At 61.9% G+C, this 20,106-nt stretch carries 14 protein-coding genes; 11 read left to right on the top strand and 3 right to left on the bottom strand.

Annotation, left to right across the window (positions count from 1 at the left end; all coding sequences use genetic code 11):
* The first annotated feature begins 237 nt into the window (after window positions 1–237).
* The 4 genes from QEN71_RS35390 to QEN71_RS35375 are packed head-to-tail and all read left to right on the top strand — an operon-like array spanning window position 238 to window position 5,581.
* Entirely contained in the window at window positions 238–1,470 is a 1,233-nt protein-coding gene (locus QEN71_RS35390) for a hypothetical protein (protein WP_201651853.1), read from the top strand.
* Window positions 1,457–2,008, top strand: a complete 552-nt coding sequence (locus QEN71_RS35385) for a condensin complex protein MksE (RefSeq protein ID WP_201651855.1) — start codon at window positions 1,457–1,459, stop codon at window positions 2,006–2,008. Before QEN71_RS35390 ends, QEN71_RS35385 begins: the two co-directional genes overlap by 14 nt.
* Window positions 2,005–4,734, top strand: coding sequence for a chromosome partitioning protein ParA (locus QEN71_RS35380; protein WP_233471905.1), 2,730 nt, complete (start codon window positions 2,005–2,007; stop codon window positions 4,732–4,734). Before QEN71_RS35385 ends, QEN71_RS35380 begins: the two co-directional genes overlap by 4 nt.
* The gene (locus QEN71_RS35375) at window positions 4,712–5,581 is read left to right on the top strand and encodes a hypothetical protein (RefSeq protein WP_233471907.1); all 870 of its coding nucleotides are present in this window, start codon (window positions 4,712–4,714) and stop codon (window positions 5,579–5,581) included. The genes QEN71_RS35380 and QEN71_RS35375 overlap by 23 nt, the downstream gene beginning before the upstream one ends.
* Window positions 5,582–5,597: 16 nt before the next feature.
* Here QEN71_RS35375 and QEN71_RS35370 read toward each other — a convergent pair whose 3' ends face one another.
* Entirely contained in the window at window positions 5,598–6,821 is a 1,224-nt protein-coding gene (locus QEN71_RS35370) for a DUF4268 domain-containing protein (RefSeq protein ID WP_201651857.1), read from the bottom strand.
* A gap of 62 nt (window positions 6,822–6,883) precedes the next feature.
* Window positions 6,884–7,801: a BKACE family enzyme gene (locus QEN71_RS35365; protein WP_201651859.1), complete on the bottom strand. Its 918-nt coding sequence runs from the start codon at window positions 7,799–7,801 to the stop codon at window positions 6,884–6,886.
* Between the two features lie 272 nt (window positions 7,802–8,073).
* On the opposite strand from QEN71_RS35365, the gene QEN71_RS35360 reads away from it, so the two are divergent.
* The gene (locus tag QEN71_RS35360; protein ID WP_201651861.1) at window positions 8,074–9,117 is read left to right on the top strand and encodes a phosphotriesterase family protein; all 1,044 of its coding nucleotides are present in this window, start codon (window positions 8,074–8,076) and stop codon (window positions 9,115–9,117) included.
* Window positions 9,118–9,126: 9 nt separating this feature from the next.
* On the opposite strand, the gene QEN71_RS35355 is transcribed toward QEN71_RS35360, so the two are convergent.
* Entirely contained in the window at window positions 9,127–9,951 is an 825-nt protein-coding gene (locus tag QEN71_RS35355; protein WP_233471915.1) for a TetR/AcrR family transcriptional regulator, read from the bottom strand.
* Between the two features lie 346 nt (window positions 9,952–10,297).
* Here QEN71_RS35355 and QEN71_RS35350 point away from each other — a divergent pair, with 346 nt between their 5' ends.
* The 6 genes from QEN71_RS35350 (at window position 10,298) to QEN71_RS35325 (ending at window position 19,821) form a co-directional block, all read left to right on the top strand.
* Complete coding sequence (locus QEN71_RS35350) at window positions 10,298–11,383, top strand: porin (protein WP_201651865.1); 1,086 nt, start codon at window positions 10,298–10,300, stop codon at window positions 11,381–11,383.
* Between the two features lie 129 nt (window positions 11,384–11,512).
* A complete protein-coding gene (locus QEN71_RS35345; protein ID WP_201651867.1) occupies window positions 11,513–12,814 on the top strand; it encodes an MFS transporter in 1,302 nt (433 codons plus the stop codon).
* A gap of 123 nt (window positions 12,815–12,937) precedes the next feature.
* Window positions 12,938–14,302, top strand: a complete 1,365-nt coding sequence (locus QEN71_RS35340; protein WP_201651869.1) for an aspartate aminotransferase family protein — start codon at window positions 12,938–12,940, stop codon at window positions 14,300–14,302.
* A 545-nt stretch (window positions 14,303–14,847) separates the two neighbouring features.
* A complete protein-coding gene (locus tag QEN71_RS35335) occupies window positions 14,848–15,606 on the top strand; it encodes a hypothetical protein (protein ID WP_201651871.1) in 759 nt (252 codons plus the stop codon).
* Between the two features lie 523 nt (window positions 15,607–16,129).
* Complete coding sequence (locus QEN71_RS35330; protein ID WP_201651873.1) at window positions 16,130–17,461, top strand: esterase/lipase family protein; 1,332 nt, start codon at window positions 16,130–16,132, stop codon at window positions 17,459–17,461.
* Window positions 17,458–19,821, top strand: coding sequence for a hypothetical protein (locus QEN71_RS35325; protein ID WP_201651875.1), 2,364 nt, complete (start codon window positions 17,458–17,460; stop codon window positions 19,819–19,821). The genes QEN71_RS35330 and QEN71_RS35325 overlap by 4 nt, the downstream gene beginning before the upstream one ends.
* Window positions 19,822–20,106 lie beyond the last annotated feature (285 nt).

Raw genomic sequence — 20,106 nt, 5'->3', positions numbered from 1 at the left:
GTCGTGCCGAAAACCCTGCCCCGCGTCAAGCGAGGCGAAACCCGCAGACCAGCGCATCGTCCCCGCGTCCCCCGCATGGCCGGATGCGCCCGGGTAGTGGCGCGTGCCCGGAATGCGCGTGCCTGGAATGCGCGTGGCCCACCGCAAAAATCCTGGCCGACGTGATGGACATTCGTCTATAGTTGGCACTGCACGCCTTTCGGACCACTAAGCCGTTGTACCTGCAACAGCATCCCGATGCCAGCGACAAATCCTAAAAGAACGCTTCAACTCGCGGCAGAGTATTTCAGCGCCCTGGAGGCCCTCGCCCATCGCGGCCACGGCGTTTCACTGGGCCTGCTGCATGACACGCTCTGGAGCGTCATGCCCGGGCGCGCGCCGTCAGCGCACGCGGTCGCGGAACTCCTCTCCGCCAATGGCCTGCTCGAGCCATCGCCCGAAGCGGACGGTGAATGGGAAATCCCGCCCGCGGTTGCCGACTTCGTTCTCCATCTCGCCAGGCGCCAGCGGCTTCTCGCCCCGGGCGAGTTGCAGGGTCTGCTTGGCGACCTCGGACAGGAGGCCGACGCCCTCGCACGCCTCGTCCGGGCCCAGGATACGGTGTTGCTTGAGGGCGTCGCGCTCCGGCTGATTGACTATGTGCAGCGGGCGCACAAGCTGTGCGGCGACCACCACTCGGCCGTCCTCGCCGCCGTCGCAGCGGTGAAGACACGCGACGACCGGAGAACGTTGCGCGAACGCTATGTTTATATCAGGGACATCTACGAACGACACCTCGTACATATGCAGCATCTGGTCGATTCTGACGGCCTGCTCGATTCATTGCTCGACCGCGTGCTCGCGATCAGTCGCGAGGCCGCCCACCTGATCGACGCGAGCGTGACCACATCGAACCCGCTACGCCGGCTTCGTGCGCACGTGCTGCAACTTAAGCGGGATGCGCGCAGGAATTTTCACGAATCGTATAACGAGGTGTTTCCCCTCTACAGCAAGCTTCGCCGGGATCATGAGCTGGCGGCCTCCGCCGCGATAGTCCTCGAGGCATTCGGACGCAGGGGCTCGGGCGGCTGGAATATGGTCGCAGAGATGCCCGTTGCGTACTGGACGGAGGAGTCGCTGTTCACCGACTATGCGCTCGAAGACCATCTGTGGCAGGTCCAGGAATACACCGAGGATGTCATCCCGCCGCTGGTGACGCTGGACACGTCGGGTGTCGCGAGAGCGCCCGATCCGCTTTACATGCATGAAGTCATCGACCGGCTGCGTCAGGACGCCCCCGTCCCCGATGTGCTCGCCTGGCTCTTCGCATCGTATTGCGGCCAGTCCGAAACCGAACTGCTATGCGCCTACCAGGAAATCGCCAGCGACAGCAGTCTGGCGGCGGCCTGGTCGGACGAAGAAACCCATGCCCTGTTTTGCGGCGTGCGCTACAGCTACTACCCGATAAGGATCGAAGATGGATCTGCCTGACAAGCTTGAGGACGCGTTCGCCCAGCTCGCGCGAGGTCGGCATATCAGCAGCGTTGACGGCGAAGTCTTCACGTCTCTGTCGGCCCATACCGGCCGGTATCGCGAAATCTTTGCTGCGCTCGGCTTTGAGTTCATCGCCGACCCTCACGGCTTTTACTATTTCAACGGTTCGAAAAAGGGCCTCGCGAAGGGTGTCGAGCAATATGCTCTCTTCACCTACATCATGATTGACTGGCTCAGCGACAACGATCATGGCGTTGAAGACGGCCTCTTCGGCGTCGCCCGTCCCATCCGGGATCTGCCGCATCTGAAGTCCGAGCGCTACCGGGGGTATCTTCGCCAGATTGGTGGCGACGACGAGGTGAACCTGAACCGGATCATCAGCAACATGGAGCGCGCAGGGTTTGTGCGCCAGAACGCTGACCGGATCCAGTTCCTGTCGCCCACGCGCCGGATTCTCAAGGTGTGCCTGGACCTGGCGAAACGGACTACCCGGGCGGATGGCGCAAGCCCCGCGAACGAAGGAGAACAGGCTTGATCAATATTCCGGGATGCAAGCGGATGATCTTCATCCGCTCGGGCAACTACGACTACGCCGAGGTCGATCTGCAGGGTCCCATTCACCTGGTCGGTCGCAACAACGTCGGCAAGACGTCGATTATCGCGGCCGTGCAGTTCCTGTTCGTCCCGGACCAGAACGCCATGCACTTTGGCGCCTACACGCACGAAGACACGAGGCGATACTACTTCAGGCATCCGACCAGCTACATCCTGTTCGAGTGTCTGTCGGCCGAGACGCACAGTTACGTGACCATCGGACTGCGTGGGCTCGGTCCGATCGGCTCCTACCGCTATGACCGGTTTGCATTTCCGGGGCGCTACGATCGCTCGATGTTTGTCGACGACGCAAACGTCGTGCGTGAGTTCGACAGCATCAAGGCCGACATCATGGCCCATCGTCAGCATTTCAGGCTGCTTGAGCCGAAAGACATGCGTGCGTGCCTGGTCGGCGCGTGGGACGACCGGCGCCTGAACCTCGGCATCGTCCCGCTGCGAGATGGCACGTCCAACGAACGGTTCACGCGACTGTTTCGCAACCTGCTCGAACTCAACAAGATGGAACAGGAGACCATCAAACAGACCCTCGTCGAGATATACCGGCGCGAATTCACGAAGCCGACCATCGACCTGCAGAAAGACCACGAAGCCAGCTTTGCAAAACTGGAACTGGAAAAGCGGGCGATCGACCGGCTTGATGGCATCGCACCGCTGGTGTCGCAACTGCGGATCGCCATCCAGAACCAGACACACTCGCGCGTCGTACTCAGGCCAATGTATCGCGCCTTATGTCAGCTGCGCGACGAAGCACTGGCAAACCTGCGCTCCAGCAGCAATGCCCTCTCGAAGCGCATCGGCGATGCCGACGCAAGTCACGGCGTGCTCACGGCCGAAGCGCGTGCCCTGCGCGGGCAACAGACGGGCCTGATGATGCCGCTCACGGATGCGCAACGGGCTGTTGACGCAACGTTGAAGCTTCAGGAGAAGTATGCGTACTTCGAACAGGACCTGCAGCAGTCTTCGCTCAACAACCTCGTCGAGGAACTCGAAGTTCTGCAAGGGAAATACCACCAGTCGGGCGACCCGGTCGCCGTGATCAGACGCGATATCGCAGACCTGGAGCAGCAGCATGCGGAGAAGGTCCGCATCCGCGACGGTCACCACAGGCTTCTCGGCTCATACCTCGTCAGGGAGCTCGGCGAGCACCAGCTGCGGGACGTCTTCCGCGTCCTGAATCCGAAACTGCTGGAACGTGAGGTGTCTGACGAGGCTATCAGGATTGACGATCAGTCGGCGTTGGTCAGGGCGCTGGACCACATCGACAGTCTTGTCAGTCCGCAGGACCAGCGTTTTTCAGGCCACGGCATTTCGTTTCCCGTCCGCATTGTTCCCGGTCCAACGTCACTCATCCCCGACCTCACGCGGCTGACGGAAGAGATCGCGGCCCTCGAACAGAAGCTTGTGGCCCGCAGGCAGCATCTCGAGGATGCGTTGGCCCGTGAAACCCTCAAGAACGAAATCGACGCCAGGAAGAAGGAAATCTTTGCACGCCAGCAGCAGATCGATGAATATCTCACGCTGCTTGAGCGGCTTAACGCGCTGCCGTCGCAGCGCGCAACGGTAGAGGAACTGACTGCACGACGTGACGCGATGGAGAGCCGCCAGGAGGAGATCGCCGGGCTGATCGACGCCCTGTCGGGCGAAAAGGTGGAGGCAGTGAACCGCAGGAACGCGATCAACGCGGATATCACCCGGATCGAGCGTGAACACGTTGCTGCGCCGGATGACACGTGGCCCGAAGCGAACGTTCCACCCGATTACTCCGGTATGTCGTTCCCGGATCTTTTGCAGCGTTACCGAAGCGCGGATGCCGCGGAGCGCGAGGCGACGCGAACCATCGAAACGCAGATCGCACTGGTCGAAAGCCGGATGCAGGACGGACTGTCGGGCGCCAGCCCCGAAGAAAAGGCCGCGTCGGCGATCGACGCAATCGACAGCCTGGCGGACAAGAAGGCGTCTTACGACGCCTTGTGGAGTGGACTGGTGACGGAAATCAAGTCCTCTATCCGGGAGATGCTCAGCGACGTCATCCGGCTGTCGGACCGGGTGTCAGATTTCAGCCGTCGGCTGGGCAGCGTGACCGTGTCCAACCTCAAATCGATCTCCATGCAGATCGTCGAAAACCGCGAGCGCATCAGAACCTACCAGGCGCTGTTCAACGCGGGCGGGATTTTTGGCGATAGCGCCGAGACGGGCCAGGCCATCGATGACGTCAGCAACCTGATTCGCGGCGCAACCGGCAAGGTCGAACTGCTCGATCTGTTTGGTATCGAATTCGTGGTCGAATATGCCAATGGCCGCACCAAGACCTTTTCGAAGCTGGACGCCATCGAGTCCAACGGGACCACGATGATGATCAAGGCGCTCGTCAACATGATGCTGATGCGCGACATGATGAAAAAGGACCGCACTTTCGCCATTCCGTTTTACCTGGATGAGGCCAACCAGATCGACGAGGACAACCTGAAGGGACTGGTGAAGACGGCCACGGGTCTGGGATTCGTACCCGTCCTGGCGAGCACCACGCCCGTCGCGGTCGCCGACACCCTATACTTTGTGCACTGGGCAAAAGAGGGGCGCGCCGTGCTTGAACCGAAGCACCGTATCCGACGCCAGGATCCCGATGACGAACTTGAAGCCGCTTGATCCCCTTGCGAAACTGCTCCACCGTCTGCTCGAGGGCGAGAGTGCGCCACTGAGCGCGCTGTCCGCGTTGACACACAAACGGCTGCAGGCGGCTTTTGACGCTGGCGCGCTCCAGATCCAGCGAAGTGGCGCAGGCAAGACTGTCGTATGCGTCAATCAGGCCATCCTCCGGTCATTCGCCACCAACCTCTATCCGAACGGCCTGCTGGTCGAGGACGCCGTCCTGACGGGAACACGGACGGGCGCGCTGACGCACTTTCGCGACACCAAGGCGATGGGGGGACTCGACTTCGAACTCGCACATGTGCGGGTGTTTGATGATGCGGCCTTCACGTGCGACGGGCACGATGCGGACGCGGCAAGGCAGACGCAACAGCGAGGATGTATTTCCGTGGTACTGGGAGGCGAATACGAGCCGCAACTCGCCGGTTCCATAGCGCTCGTTGAAGGCCCCGAGCTCTTCATGCGGTACGACTGGGTTGCGGAAAAGGTTGCGGCCGTTGTCCTGTATTCCGGCCGGATTTCCGAGCGCATGCTCGCGTGGCTCGGCCGGTGTCCGGCCATTACCGCCGTGCGGCATTGCGCGGACTACGATCCCGTGGGACTGTGCGAGTATCTGCGCGTCAGGGAGCGGCTTGCGGAAAAACTCGTTCCCCATGCGCCGCCCGTCGTCGACGCCCTCTTTCGCCAGTACTCGAAGCCCGGATTGCTGCAGGACAATGCCGCCCTGATGCCGCGACTGTGCAGGTCCAACGATCCGTACGTCAGGCGCATCGTCGGGCTGATGCAGACGTACGGTGCGGGACTTGAGCACGAGGCGCTACTGGCTGCGCCCGCTGCCGTCTGAACTCGCTGTTCCCGTCTCAGGCTTCATTGCGCTGGAAATCGGCGGCCGCAGAGCGCACGCGTGGTCGCAACGCATTGACGAACGCATTGGTTCGCTCAGCCAGCCAGTCGTACATCTGGTCCCGCGCTCCGGGAGCGTCGGCGTTCGGGAAGATGCGGCAGTCGTGGACAGTCGGCCGGCCATCTGCCCGGGTGAACACGGCGGCCGTTCCACCAATCTCGCGACTGATGTCTGGCCAGTCATCCACGATGGCGCGCATCGCGTACTCACCAGCCGTGTTCCGGTTTGACGACAGCTCAACGCCGATTTCATTGCGGCGTTGATTCCGGTACACGTTCAGCCAGGCGTTGTTGTGCAGCATGAAGTTCAGATAACCCTGGCGGGCGGGTTTGGGTATGCCCTGCTCGGGATCGTCAAGCCTGAGCCTTTGCAGGAAGCCGCTCCAGAACTGCTGCTGTTCGCTCATGACTTCGGCGCGCGCCGGGTCGAGGCTCGCCGGGCCTGCGTCTGCATCGTCTGCGTCGCCTGCGACGAGCATATGGCCGTCCGGGACCGCGACAACGGTGTGCGTGAGGACCCTTGTGCGAACGAGAACCCGCGGAATGACCAGGCGCCCACCATCCGGTGTCGCGAACAGGCGCATCTCGACGAGTCCGAGCGTGAAGTGAAGCCCCGCGTGCGCCTGGAGATACTCGCTGATCGCCTCGACTCCCTCACGGATACCGTCGCCGACGATCAGCAGCAGAAAGCGCCCGCGCCGCAGATTCGCAGTGAGTGCATCGTTGAACTGGATTTCATCCGTGTCGGGTGACACGGCCCTGACCATCTCGAGAATCGGATCACCGCCCCGATTGAGCCGGTCCCTGACCTCGCGCTGCAGGTCCGATGACGACCAGCGCGTTAGCTCCTTCGCGTAGTCAAGAATCTGACCGACGACTTCGCGACGCGCTTCGGGGTTGCGCCACAGCTTGCACTCGACGAGGACGGGCAAGCCAGACGCGGTCACCATGAAATTGTCGATTCGACCGGCATGTGTTTCAAGCTCGGTGCAGATGGCAATCGGTTCGGAGAACACCGCATCGATTTCAGCGATCGGCAGACAGGACGGATGCGCGTGGATGAGGCGCTGCAGGTCAGCCTCACTGTAATCACCTTCGCGCCCGCCTGCTACGACGGGCCGCAGCGGTATGGTTTGCGATTGTGCGGAGATCAGGAGCGGGGAGAAAGAGTTGCGCGACATGGGAACAGGATGTGTGGCGACCGCCCGATCATACCTGCTCGCGTGCGCCGGTGGCGGACGTATCAGCCTGCGGCGAACGCCGGTTTCGCGCCCGTACGTCGAGGCAGGCCCATCATGGCCCTAGCCTCGGCCGGACTGGCGGGCTCATACCCCATCTCCCGTACCATCCGGACAACCCGCTCGGTCAACTGTACGTTCGTCGCGAGTTCTCCCGGTCCGTAGTACAGGTTGTCTTCGAGCCCGACGCGCACATGTCCGCCCAGCAGCAGCGAATTCATCGCCGACGGCAATTGCGCAGCGCCAATGCCGCTCACGCAAAAGATGCTCCCCCGCGGTAGCAGGTCCACCATCGACTGAAGGATGCGCGGCGAATACGGCATGGCGTTCTGGAATCCCCGGTGCGCGCCGAGTACGAGGTTGATGAAGAACGGCTCCTCGTCGAACCCCGCCGCGGTCAGGGACGCCACGTCCTGGACGATGTGGGTGGGGCTGAACACCTCCCACTCGGGCTTGATGCCGCGCGCTTTCATTTCCGCCGCGAGATGCTTCGATCGTTGCGGCGAGGTATGCATCAGCAGTTCCCGGTCGTCGAAGCTCGCGATGATCGTCGTCGCGTCGAGCGTGCACATTTCCGCACCGGCGTCGAGCCCCTTCAGACGTTCTTCCCAGAGGATTTCCCAGTACCCGTTGGGTGCCTGCGCAATCATGTCGCCGTGCACGCCCCCACCCGTCGAGTTGTTGATGACGATGTCGCACCTGTCGCGGATTCGCGTGTTGATGTCGCGGTAAATCGACGGGTCGCACGTTGCGCCGTCATCCGGACGCCTCGCGTGGACGGCGACGACGCTCGCACCCGCATTGAAACAGTCGTACACGTCACGCGCGATGTCTTCGGGCTGCGTCGGCAGGCTGGGGTTCTGCTTCCTGCTCGCCATCCCGCCCGTGGGCGCGATGGTCACGATCACTCTGGGTCTGCTCATGTCTGCCGTCTCCTGTTGAATCTGCGTTCGACATCGGGTATTTTTGTACTCCGGACAATTTATAGTTGTTCAACGTACAATGAAATCTATTCTTGCCGGTTCCCTGCATCAACCCAGGAATAACGTGAACCTCGCATCCCGGCCGTCGACGACGTGGCGACGCGCGTGACGCCCGCCATCGCAGGGGTAGGCTTCACCATCAGCCCCCTGCTGGCCTGAAGCTGGCCTGTCGCCCCTTGCTGACCTGAAACCCCATACGGACGCTAGAAAACATGAACGGTTCCCAACCACGGAAAGGCCGCATCCAGACGGTACTCGGTCTCATCGACCCGGCCGGTCTGGGGCCGACGTTGATGCATGAGCATCTGCTGATCGATCTCGTGCCGCCACGGCTGGATGAAGACGCCGACCATGACGAAACGGAAATCGACCTGTGCAACTGCTGGAAGATCGCGTACGGCCAAATGCCGTCGCTGAAGAACTACCGGCTCGACCAGAAGGAGGTCGCGGTCGAGGAGTTGATCGGGATGCGCGAGGCCGGCGGTGCCGCGATCGTCGATCTCACGGTGGGAGGGCTTAAGCCCGACCCCGCCGGACTGGCGCAGATTTCACGCGAGGCGGGCGTGCCTGTCGTGATGGGATGCGGGCACTACGTGCATGAATATCAGGATCCCGCCAATGCGTCCCGGTCCATCGACGACTTCGCGCAGGAGATGATCGGGCAGATCACGGAAGGCGCATGGGGCACGCAGGTGCGCGCCGGGATGATCGGCGAGATCGGCTGCCAGTCGCCGTGGACCGAACTGGAAAAGCGTGTCGTTCACGGGGCATTGATCGCCCAGCAGGCGACGGGCGCGGCCCTCAACATTCATCCGGGACGGCATCCCGATCAGCCGCAGGAGGTCGTCGACACGATCAGGCGCCTGGGCTTTCCCGTCGAGCGCGTCATTATCAGCCACATCGACCGGACGATTTTTGACGATGCGCGCCTGTTGCGGCTCGCCGATTCAGGCTGCGTGATCGAGTTCGATCTGTTCGGCTGGGAGCAGAGCGCCTATCCGATGTCGGACATCGACATGCCCAACGACGGCGCGCGTCTGCGCATGGCGCGCACGCTGTTCGATCGCGGGCATGCCGAGCGCGTGCTGATCAGTCACGACATCTGCACGCGCACGCGTCTGGGCCGCTATGGCGGTCATGGCTACCAGCACATCTTCGCCAATATCGTCCCGCGCATGCTACGGCGCGGATTCACGCAGGACGAGATCGATACGCTGCTCATCCACAATCCCCGCCGCCTGCTGGCCTTTGTCTGAACCTGCCCGTCACTTTGCGAGCACGCGTTCCATGCCGGCGATCGTGACCTCGACGAATGCCTCGAAGCTCGAATCGAGCGGCACCTCACTGCCGCTTTGCCAGCGTACGATGAACGCGCGATTGGCCAGTGCCGGCAGGTGACGCGCCAGCGTCGGATACTCCAGTGCGCGGATTTCATGGACCTTGTCCTGCAACTGGCTGGCCCAGTTGTCGAGATCGTCGGTCGGCAGTGGCGCGAGTTCGAGCGTCGCGAAGCCGACCATGCTGGCGACCGCGACGTTGTACATGTCGACGAGCCGCTCCTCGCCGCAGCCGGCATCGAGCAGGACGGCGAGAATGCGGTCGATGAGCAGCGGGCTCAGGCTCGCATTCGAGACGAGCTGGGCGCCCACGAGTTGCGCGACGTTTGGATGCTTCTGCACCGACTTGCGATAGCGGCGAAACAGCTCGCGGAACCAGTCCTGCCATTCCAGCTTGCCGATCTCGGGCGTCACCCCCGACATGGTCGCCTCAACCACGGCTGCGAGCAGCGCATCACGGTTCGGTACGTGCCAGTAGACGGCCGCCGGGTACACATCGAGCTGGCGCGCGACCTCGCGCAGGCTGAACGCCGTCAGTCCGTTCTGGTCGATCTGCTCGATGGCGACCGCGACTATCCGCTCGCGGGTCAGCGCCCTGTCAGATGGCGCGGCCTTTTTCTTCGCCGCCACGCGCGCCTGCTTCGCCGGGACGGCGGCGACCGGCCGGGCGGCCGTTTTCGTGCCCGTTTTCGCGCCCGCTTTCGTTCCTGCTTTCGACCCTGCCTTCGTCCCCGCTTTCGTCGCTACCTTCACCTCCGCTTTCGTCCCTGCTCTCGCCTCTGCTTTCGTCCCCGTCTTTGCCGGCCTTGTGGCCACTTCCATTCCAGTCGTTGCTTTCTTCACGTGTGGGCCATCCGCGGTAAAGCGCCCCGTGCCTGCGGGCGAAAAAAGGGTCGCACAAGAATCCCATTGTATACCGCACAACTGTCGCGTTGCCGCGACGCGCGGCAGCGAGCTCCATTCAATTCCTGCTTGCACTTCTATTTTGATCGCCATATAACCCGTTATTGTTCACTGTCCAATATAACGATGTTCATTAAACAGGCCGCGCTGACGCGAGCTCAGCCGGCATTCCTCACGACGGGTACCGGAGATAACCATGAAATGGAAAATGCTGGCAGGCCTGACGGGACTATTGGCCGCGAGCGCGGCGGCGCACGCGCAATCGTCGGTCGTCCTCTACGGCGTGATCGATGACGGCCTGACGTACGTGTCGAATCAGGGCGGCCACCACGCATACCGGATGGACGACAGCATCAGCCAGGGCGACCGCTTCGGTTTCAGGGGCGTGGAGGATCTGGGCGGCGGCCTGAAGGCAGTTTTCAATCTCGAGGGTGGCTTCAATCCGAACACGGGCGCCTCGCGCCAGGGCGGGCTCGAGTTCGGGAGGCAGGCGTATGTCGGCTTGCAGAGCGATCGCTACGGCGCAGTGACGCTCGGCCGCACGTACGACCAGATGACGATGACACTGATCCGCTACCACTCCGGCTACTGGTCGGGCATCTACGCGTTCGACGCCGGCGATCACGACCGGATCTCCGGCAACTGGCTCAACAACGTCGTGACCTACACGAGCCCGACCATCCGCGGCCTGCGCTTTTCGGCGCAGTACAGCTTCAACTCGCAGAGTGCGCCGGCCAACAGCTACGGCGTCGCCTACAGCCTGAGCGCGAGCTACGAGCACGGCCCGTTGAGCATCGGCGCGGCGACCACCAGCATCCACCACTACACGGTGACGCCCGGCAGCAGTTTTGGCGTGGGCAGTTTTCTTGGCGTGGACGTCGCGTTCTCGTCGACGGCAGTCGTCGTGGACCGGTATCGCACGGCCGGCATCGGCGCTTCGTACGATTTCAGGGTCGTCGGCGTGTCCGCGCTGTACACCAACACCCGCTATGAAACGGGTGCGAATGCTTCCACCATGCAAAGCATCAACGCGGTCGTGCATAGCTATCTGCGTCCGGACCTCATCGTTGCGGGCGGCTACGGCTACTCAAGAATGTCACCGTACAACTGGAACGAGTTCAATGCGGTGCTCGACTATCTGCTCTCGAAACGAACCGATGTCTACGTGAGCGCGAACTACCAGAAGGCGAACGGCGGCGCCCGGGCTGTGCTCGTGACGCTGCCGGCCTCTGGAAATGACAAGCAGCTCGCGCTGCGCGTGGGCATCCGACACAAGTTCTGATTCACGCCATTGCATGGCACTGTACGCAACTTCACGCCGCTGTACGCAACTGCACACCGGCAGCGCGCCAACCGGGCGTATCAGGCTCGCGCGCCCGGCGCCTCTCCCACTGACAAACCGGAAGCGAACATGAACAGCAGCTCTTCTCACGCAGGCGCCCTCGACGCGCGTTCGCCCTCGACGATCCGCGCTGAACAGAGGCGCGCCATCGGCGCAGGCATGGTCGGCTATATCCTCGAATGGTTCGACTTCGGGGTGTATGGCTTTCTCGCAGCCATTATCGCGAAGAACTTCTTTCCTTCGGCGGACGAGTTCACGTCGTTGCTGGCGTCGTTCGCCGTGTTCGGCGTCGGCTTCGTCGCGCGACCGGTGGGCAGCCTGGTGCTGGGCCGCGTCGCCGACGTGCGGGGACGCCATATCACGCTCGCCCTGACCATGATCCTCATGGCGATCAGCACGGTGACGATCGGCCTGCTGCCGACCTATGAGCGCATCGGCGTCGCGGCGCCCGTCCTGCTCGTCGCCGCGCGCCTCGTGCAGGGTTTCGCCGCGGGCGGAGAGTGGGGAACGGCGGCGGCATTCCTGGTCGAATGGGGCGGTGCGAACCGTCGCGGATTTTTTGGCGCATTCCAGCAATCGAGCATCGCGGCGGGACTGCTGCTCGGATCACTCGCCGCGGCGATCCTGAGCAGTTCGCTGGACGCAGGCGAGCTCGCATCGTGGGGCTGGCGCATTCCGTTCTTTCTCGGCGCGCTGCTCGGTCCCGTCGGGATGTACGTACGACGGCGCGTGCAGGAGTCGCCTGCGTACGAGGCCGGGAGCGCACGCGCGCAGACACTGAGCCGCGCACAGTTCACCCGCTCGCTCTTTCACGCGTTCTCCTTCGTGATTTTCTGGGCGGTGAGCTCGTACATGGTCGCCGTCTACATGCCGACTTTCGCGAACCGATATGCACATATCTCGCGTACGCAGGCGCTATGGACAAGCACGGCGTCGCTCGCCACCGTGATGATCATCGCGCCCCTGATGGGCGCGCTGTCGGACCGCGTCGGACGCAAGCCGGTGCTTCTTGCGAGTTGCGTGTTCTTTGCCCTGCTCTCGTATCCGCTCTATGCTTTTATCGTGTCCGGCATCGGTTTCATCGCCTTCTTCTGGACGCAGTTGTTGATGAACGTGGTCTTCACCATGTATTCGGGCGCCGGCCCTGCTGCCCTCGCGGAAATGTTCCCGACGCGCGTGCGCTCGACGGGCGTCGCCTTTGGCGGCGCACTGGCGACGATCCTTGGCGGCTTCTCGCCGTTTCTGACGACCTGGGCGATTTCTTCGACGGGCGCAAGCGCGAACGCAGGCTGGCTGCTTGCGGGCAGCGCGCTGGTCACGCTTCCGGCGCTCGTCGTCATGAAGGACCGGGCCCACGAAAAATCGATCTGATCGACGCCCCACGCCTATTGAACACTGTACAATGGATTATTGTTTAATCCGCCCGCGTCCGGGCCACTGCATCAGGGCGGACCTGGCGCAAACGACTCCTGATAAAGAAGGCAGGAAACCCGAATGACGACGTCGACCCTATCCGCAGCGCAACCGGCCGCACCGCGCGAGCTGACCACGCCGGCCGAAGCGCTCGCCGCAGCTGCCCACGCGTTTGCCGCGCGCAATCCGAAGAGCGCGCGCCAGTACGAACTTGCAACGGGAGTCATGCCCGGCGGCAATACCCGGTCCGTGCTGTTCTATGAACCCTTCCCGCTCGCGATGACGAAGGGCGAAGGATGCCGCCTGTGGGACGCGGACAGTCACGAGTACCTCGATTTCATTGCCGAATTCAGCGCAGGCATCTACGGTCATTCGGATCCGCAGATCCGCCGTGCCATCGATGCCGCACTCGACGACGGCCTGAATCTGAGCGGCCACAACCTGCTGGAATCGCGTCTCGCGAAGGCGGTGTGTGAACGGTTCACGTCGCTGCAGTCGGTGCGCTTCACCAACTCCGGCACGGAAGCCAACCTGATGATGCTCGCAGCGGCGAGAGCTTTCACGGGGCGCAGCAAGGTGGTGGTGTTCGTGGGGGGCTATCACGGCGGCGTCCTGACCTTCGGGCGCGGGCCGAACGCGGTGAACGTGCCCCACGAGTTTCTGTACGCCAGGTACAACGACGTCAACAGCGTAGCGCGCCTGCTACATGACAACCCGTCGGAAGTGGCCGCGATTCTTGTCGAGCCGATGCAGGGCGCGTCGGGCTGTATCGTGGGCGACAGGGATTTCCTGAAGGGATTGCGCGAGCTTGCGACTGCACACGGCGCGCTGCTGATGTTTGATGAGGTCATGACCTCGCGCCTCGCGCCCGGTGGACTGCAGTCGACGCTCGAGATCGTGCCGGACCTCACGTCGCTCGGCAAATATATCGGCGGAGGCATGTCGTTTGGCGCTTTCGGCGGCCGCGCCGACATCATGCAGCTTTTCGATCCGCGCAGAAGCGGCGCGTTGCAGCATGCGGGCACCTTCAACAACAACGTCATGACGATGGCGGCCGGATTCACCGGGCTGACACAGGTCTATACGCCCGAGGCAGCACTGGCCCTGACCGCGCGCGGCGACACGCTGCGCGATGCGCTCAATGCGCGCTTCAGCGCAGCAAACGTGGCGCTGCGCTTTATCGGGGTGGGCTCGCTGATGAATCTCCAGATCACCGACAGGCCCGTTCGCTCGGTGCGCGATATCGATGCGTCGCTTAACGTATTCAAGGATCTGTTCTTTTTTCACCTGCTCGAGAATGGCATCTACATCGCGCGGCGTGGCTACGTCGTGCTGAGTCTTCCCGTTGGAGACGCCGAAACCGCGCGGTTTGAAGCTGCCGTGGCGAGCTTTATCGAGCGTTACGGGCATCTGCTGCCGAAGAGCAAGGAAACGGACCGCCAATAACGTGCGCAAGGCAGGTGCGGTCCGCTGCGTCCGGCAACCTGCTTCCTGATGGGATCCTGGATGGCTGATTCTCAAGGTGTCGTTAAATCGTCCGTGACGACGTTGCGCAGGCTGACTGGCAGCAGACAGATTTCGCCCTTCGAACTGACGGGTGCGTACGGGCTGTAGCGTTCGATCGTTACCGTCCGCTTCACGTCTGATCGCAACCGTTTCTGTTCGTGCAACTGCCGCGCGGAATACTGGCGACGAGCAGTTCACCCCTGTTCATGGACGTTCGGGCAACAAGGGGTTGAGTTCGCAGCTGCTGATGTTCGCGGTCGCACAGGTCGCAGTCGTTGCACGCGATGGTCACAGCTACCGCGAGTGTTGCAGATAGCGAAACCCTCCTGACGAGTCGGCGGGCGCAGTTCCTGTGTGTCTGTTACCGCATAGACTCAAAACGCGCGCCCTGGCTGAATTTCCGTGAAGCGCCGGATGCGCCGACGCCAGTGAAGAAAGCGGCGCCGATCCGGTACTGGCCTGCGCATGGACACAGGAGTTCAGACATGAAGCATCGGTGGCTGCTCATCAGCATGTTTCTCGTGTCACTTTTCTCCAGCCATGCACAGGCGCTCACCATCAGGATGACCATGTACGACGACGGCCGTTCGTGTCCGGCCAACTGCGACGCTCATGTCGTGTTCGACCATGCCCTGAATGGAACCCAGTATGCTCACCGGCCGGATGACGGTGATCATTATTCAGCCTGTCAGAACGGCGCTTCCTGCGAGGTTTGCCTGACCGATGGCAGGCAGCAATGTCTGACGGTGACTTACCGTGGGGCCGGCCCCGGAAAAGACACGTTCGATTTCACTCCGGCGTTCTATGAAGCGTATTGCGCCAGGGAGTCAATCCCGGAGCTTCTGCGGGGCAAGTGCATTTCTCTGCGTAACGACGCAAAGCGGCTCGAAGACAGGGTGAACTGTATTCACGAAGCGGACAATGTCGCGTGCGGCGCTGTCATGGCCGATGCCCAGCGGAAGTCCGCCGAGGACGAACCTCTTTACAAACAATGCCTGCAGCTCGGCGAAAGCAGATTCAATGCGACGCACGCACCGGGCCAGCAGCGCTCAAATGCCTGCGCCTACGAACGTATTCCGACCGGCGGCCCAAATTCGCATGGCACGCGGTGGCGCCGCCTTCTCCCCGCCGCCTGCCGCCCCGGCACGTATGTGGGCCGGGACGGTCTTGATTGCTGCAGCGGATCAACGCTCGCCGACGGACCGTTGGGATCAGAATGCCGGGCATTCTATCCGGCCCGCTAGCCTGCCCTTTTCTTTTTACAGCACCCGTTATCGAGGTTGAGCGTGTCGTGCGCGTTTGCTGTCTTCGCCTTCGCCCCCTTCGCCCCGATTCTGTGACGGCGCACTGATTGTGCCGCGACATCTGGGGCGCATTTCAGCATGGGGCAACAGGGGAGTTTCAGGAGCGCTTCGCGACTTCGTCACGAGGCCCCAGTTGAACGCGAAGAAGATGACCGTGTTGCGGCCCGGCATGTCGACGTGAAAATCACCGCGAAGCCACGGATCCCATCCTGTTGATGGCAGGCGTTGGAGCGATTTCTGGAAATAATCCGTTGCATGTGTTTGCAGTCCTTAACTTATTGACGTCATCAGATCCCCTCTTCCGGTTCGTTACCCGCAGCAACCGTCCGCGCTGACGCGCTATGGCGGAATAGCACTAGCTACAAGGCTTGCGGTGCCGGTGGACCATTCCTATAACAATTTCAATCTCCGTCAAATGCTGGGTCTTGTACGCGGGTCAATGATCGCCAGTCCTGTGTAGCCGGTGCGCCGCATCCTCGCGGCCAGGTTTTCTGACGAATGCCAAACGGATTCTGCGCTACGTGCCTGGCAGCTCTATCTGGGGGTTGTCATGCCAGGAGTTTGGATCCGGCAAGCTGACGCAGGCCCGACTGTCGTTTTCGTTCACGGTGTGCTTTCCTCCGGTGCGTCATGCTGGAAAGACGAAGCGAGCGGCACGTTCTGGCCTGACCTGGTTGCCAACACTGATCAGATTCCAGATCTGGGTGTCTATGTGTCCACGTATCGCACGGGCCTGGACAGTGGAACCTATAGCATCAACGATGCCGCCAGCGCAGTTTTCGAAGAACTGCGCCTGGATAGGGTGCTTGATCACGAACTGATCGTATTCGTTTGCCATAGCATGGGCGGGCTTGTTATCAGGCGCATGCTGGTGCAGCGAATCGACGAACTCGCAGGCAAACAGGTGAGCGTGTTCCTCGTGGCGACACCATCACTCGGGTCGATTTACGCCAACTGGGTCAGGCCGATCGCTCGCTTCTTCAAGCATGCTCAGGCCGAGTCCATGCGCCTCGGTGAAGACAACCAGTGGCTGGAGAGCCTGGACGACGACTTTATCGATCTCGTGTACAAGCACGAGATTGCGGGACGTGAACTCTATGAAGACATATCGATCTTCAGCACTGGAATGTTCTCGCTTGCACCCGTCGTGTCGCCCTTGAGTGCGCGTCGCTATTTCCGCGATCCGTTAAAAATTCCGGGATCAAACCATTTCACGATCGGCAAGCCGAAGGACGATCAGGAGCTGCAGCACAGGGTGCTGATCGAATTCATCCACCAGCGCCAGCAGGCGTGGGAGATGCGTGCTGCTGCGTCTGCGAGCGCCACAACTGGTAAGGCGAAGGTTCCATCGGCGTCCGACCTGCTTGCGCACGACAACCTCGCAGACTATCTGCTCGCCGCCAATGAAATCGCGCTCGGACGGCTGGTGGAAGCTGTGCCGCCCGGTGCAGCCGTCCGGTCAGACTTCGTCCGCGAACGGTTCAGGCATCAATATCTGGCCGCCACCGATGGGGCGGATATTCACGACCGCGTCGGAGCTGCTTCGGCGCTTGTGAACGACCTCTACCCGGAATATAACGGCCGGTTCCACCTGGTAAGCGTCACGGGCGGTGAGCTTGCCCCCATTGTTGCCCCTCCACAGACTGTTCTGCAGTCGGCGCTCAGCGCGTCCAAACTGAAGGGCCCACGAATGATGGCTGCGATGATTGCGGAGGCACCAATGCCTGCAATCCGCGCTGCGCGAGATGAGATAGACGCCATGTTGCGCAGTCTGCTGAAGGGAGAAGCCGGGTGAAACGCATTTTCGCCACCGCGCTTCTTGCGCTGGCGTGTATCGTTGCGCTGATACCAGCGTTTGCGGAAATCACGCAGCAATTTCGTGATCAGGTGATGCAGTGCGCGCAGTCACTGACCTTCTCGTCGTCGGCGCTTCACGAAGAGTTGCGCATGACCGGCTTCCTGGACAACGCCAGGACGGATGAGATCGTCGAGCGCTCGCCGCCTGCGTATGCGCTTGCCTGGGCCGCACTGCAAGCCGAACGCAAGCGGTCCGGCGCAGCGATGGAACTCCTGCAAAACGTGGCGCAGGGAATTGCGGCACATCACGCGGACGCGATTCGATATGCACCTGCGCTACGCACGTACTTTAGCCAGTTTCCGCCAGACGCTCCCGTTCCCGCGCCCGTCGCACGCAGATTCGAGTTTGATCGCACCGTAGGCGCTACCCCCGACGTCGCAGCACGCCTGCCCGCAGCCGCGCGGCGTTTGCTCGAGCCGCTCTCCAGCTACTCAGGGCTACATCCAGGCGGCATGCATGGCCTCATGGTAGACGTGCTGGGGTTGTCGCCTACCGTCGCCATGGATATCGAGCAGTCCTCGTCCGACACGTCGGACGCGTTGATGACGGGAATCGCGCACTCCTCTATTCCCCCCAGCCCGGAGCAGCATTTGCGCGATGTAGTCGTCGCACTGGCCTTGCATGGTGGTGTGAGCTTTCGCAAAGAAGCCGTAGTCCAGATGTTTGGCGGTCGGCAGGTCACATTGAATGATGACAAAGGGCCGCCGCCTCTGGTCGCTGCGCACGAAGCATCGCGTAAGCCTGCGTCAGCCGACGCGATGCGGGAGCACGCGGAGATCCTTGCCCTCGCCGACCGGATCATCGACAACATGCGCAATAACCGGGATCAGCCACCTCCGCATGTGTCCACTGGAAATGGAGGTCCCAACAATGGAGGTCCAGGCGGAGGTGCAAACCCGGCGCTTCGACGGGGATCCACGCCGCCGCCCAAACCAGGTCCACCACCGGGTTACAAACTTGTCGCACAACAGTTGCATTCGGACGGCGTCAATCCCGTCGCATTGCCGGATTTCGCCGGGATGCGGTCCGCGGGCGGCGGTCTCGGAGGCGGTGGCATTATCATGGGCAGTCCCGTCACTTCGTCCATTGCCGGGCAGCCGCTTGCAATGTCGTTTCGCACAATCGAACATTCCGACCGGGTTGTGCCCGTCGTCGCGATGAGTAACGGACGGGTATTGTTCGGATCGCCCGTGCGGCCGGACGTGCTTCTTGCTGCGCAGCGGCTCGCTTTCGGCGATCGCGAGCGCAAAGTCGAGCCGCTTGCCGCGAACGGGTCGACTGGAGCGATCCTTATCTCACTGCTCGTATCTCTGGAGTATCCGGTCCAAGCGGCGGAGTTTCTTGTCAATCCAGCCATTTCAGACCTGAACATCGGACGCGATCTTGTTGTTGTCGACGGTGCCGGGTTCCTGTTTAGACGCCAACTGGCCGATCGGGTGGACGTCGCCAGCGTCATGCCACCGCCAACGAATGCGACGGTACTAACGATGCAGCAATGGTGCGCTGCGCTCATCAAGCATCAATTCGGTGGGTGGTATCGCTTCGCGGAACGGCCATCCCTGATATCGACGAAAGGCGACGTCATCGAGGTTGCGGCGCAATCGGGTGCAAGCCGCACAGTCATGTTCGAGTTCCTTCGGCCTTCCGACACGAAGGGGACAAATAATGCACCCGAGCGCTCGGTCGTGATCAGCGACGCGCCCGACAAATTGCCCGAATTTGCAGCGCTCAACGATCTGCTCAAAACGGCGGCAATCCTGCGGTGGGGCGCCAGCGCGGGCGCGAAGTGGATCCGTGCAGATATCGGGGCCACTCGGCTCGACAATGTGCGCACCGTGGTCTTACGCGACCAGACAGTGAGTTTCGACCCGCGCGGCGCGATGGACATCGAGCTCGAGCAGGTACGTGTGCAGCTCACGACCGCGATGAAGGCGATCGCGAAAGACAGGCTTGCCGACGCTAAAACGCTCAACAACGCGATCGTCCTTCAACGTAAGCGATATCTGACGTTGAAGGAACTGCAGGCTCGCGGGTATTCCGACGCCATCATTGAGCAAGCGATGCACAATGCCGCGATGAGCGAGGCTTTGGGCAATTCGGATCCCGTCTTCACGACCATGCTTGGCATGCTCCGAAAGGATATGTCCCAGGACGCGTTCCGGAAGTTGCCATCGTCACATGACTGTGATAACCCTGAGAGCAGCATCTGCGACAAATCATTCGGGACCGTCCGTCGACAGTTCGATCAGACCGATCCATGGGCGCGAGGGCTACTGAACGCTGGCTTTGTCCAATAATGACGGCACTGCTCTGCTGGTCATTCGTCTGGTGTACTGGATCAGACGCCACAGTTTCGCTCGGCCCGCGTTCCGCTAGGCGGATGTGGCGTTCAGATAGCGGCCGGTCCGCCCGGCGCAGGCACCAGCGAGACGCTGGCACACGACGTGTGCAGCACAGCTGACGATGCTGTGCGATCAATGCCGGGGCAACGCGGAGTACGGCTTCGCTGGTCACATGAAGCGCACAGATCATCCCGACCTGCCTGCGCAGCGTGTGCATGAAAGTCAAACGCCGCTGGCAGG

This window comes from Paraburkholderia sabiae (genome assembly GCF_030412785.1).
GTDB lineage: Bacteria > Pseudomonadota > Gammaproteobacteria > Burkholderiales > Burkholderiaceae > Paraburkholderia > Paraburkholderia sabiae.
Note: the sequence above shows the minus strand (reverse complement) of the source record. Positions and strands in the feature narration are given on the sequence as shown.

Coding starts and splice junctions, on each gene's coding strand:
- QEN71_RS35345 (WP_201651867.1), top strand. CDS start 11,513: ATGAACAGCAGCTCTTCTCACGCAGGCGCCCTCGACGCGCGTTCGCCC.
- QEN71_RS35335 (WP_201651871.1), top strand. CDS start 14,848: ATGAAGCATCGGTGGCTGCTCATCAGCATGTTTCTCGTGTCACTTTTC.
- QEN71_RS35370 (WP_201651857.1), bottom strand. CDS start 6,821: ATGTCGCGCAACTCTTTCTCCCCGCTCCTGATCTCCGCACAATCGCAA.
- QEN71_RS35365 (WP_201651859.1), bottom strand. CDS start 7,801: ATGAGCAGACCCAGAGTGATCGTGACCATCGCGCCCACGGGCGGGATG.
- QEN71_RS35340 (WP_201651869.1), top strand. CDS start 12,938: ATGACGACGTCGACCCTATCCGCAGCGCAACCGGCCGCACCGCGCGAG.
- QEN71_RS35350 (WP_201651865.1), top strand. CDS start 10,298: ATGAAATGGAAAATGCTGGCAGGCCTGACGGGACTATTGGCCGCGAGC.
- QEN71_RS35360 (WP_201651861.1), top strand. CDS start 8,074: ATGAACGGTTCCCAACCACGGAAAGGCCGCATCCAGACGGTACTCGGT.
- QEN71_RS35385 (WP_201651855.1), top strand. CDS start 1,457: ATGGATCTGCCTGACAAGCTTGAGGACGCGTTCGCCCAGCTCGCGCGA.
- QEN71_RS35375 (WP_233471907.1), top strand. CDS start 4,712: ATGACGAACTTGAAGCCGCTTGATCCCCTTGCGAAACTGCTCCACCGT.
- QEN71_RS35390 (WP_201651853.1), top strand. CDS start 238: ATGCCAGCGACAAATCCTAAAAGAACGCTTCAACTCGCGGCAGAGTAT.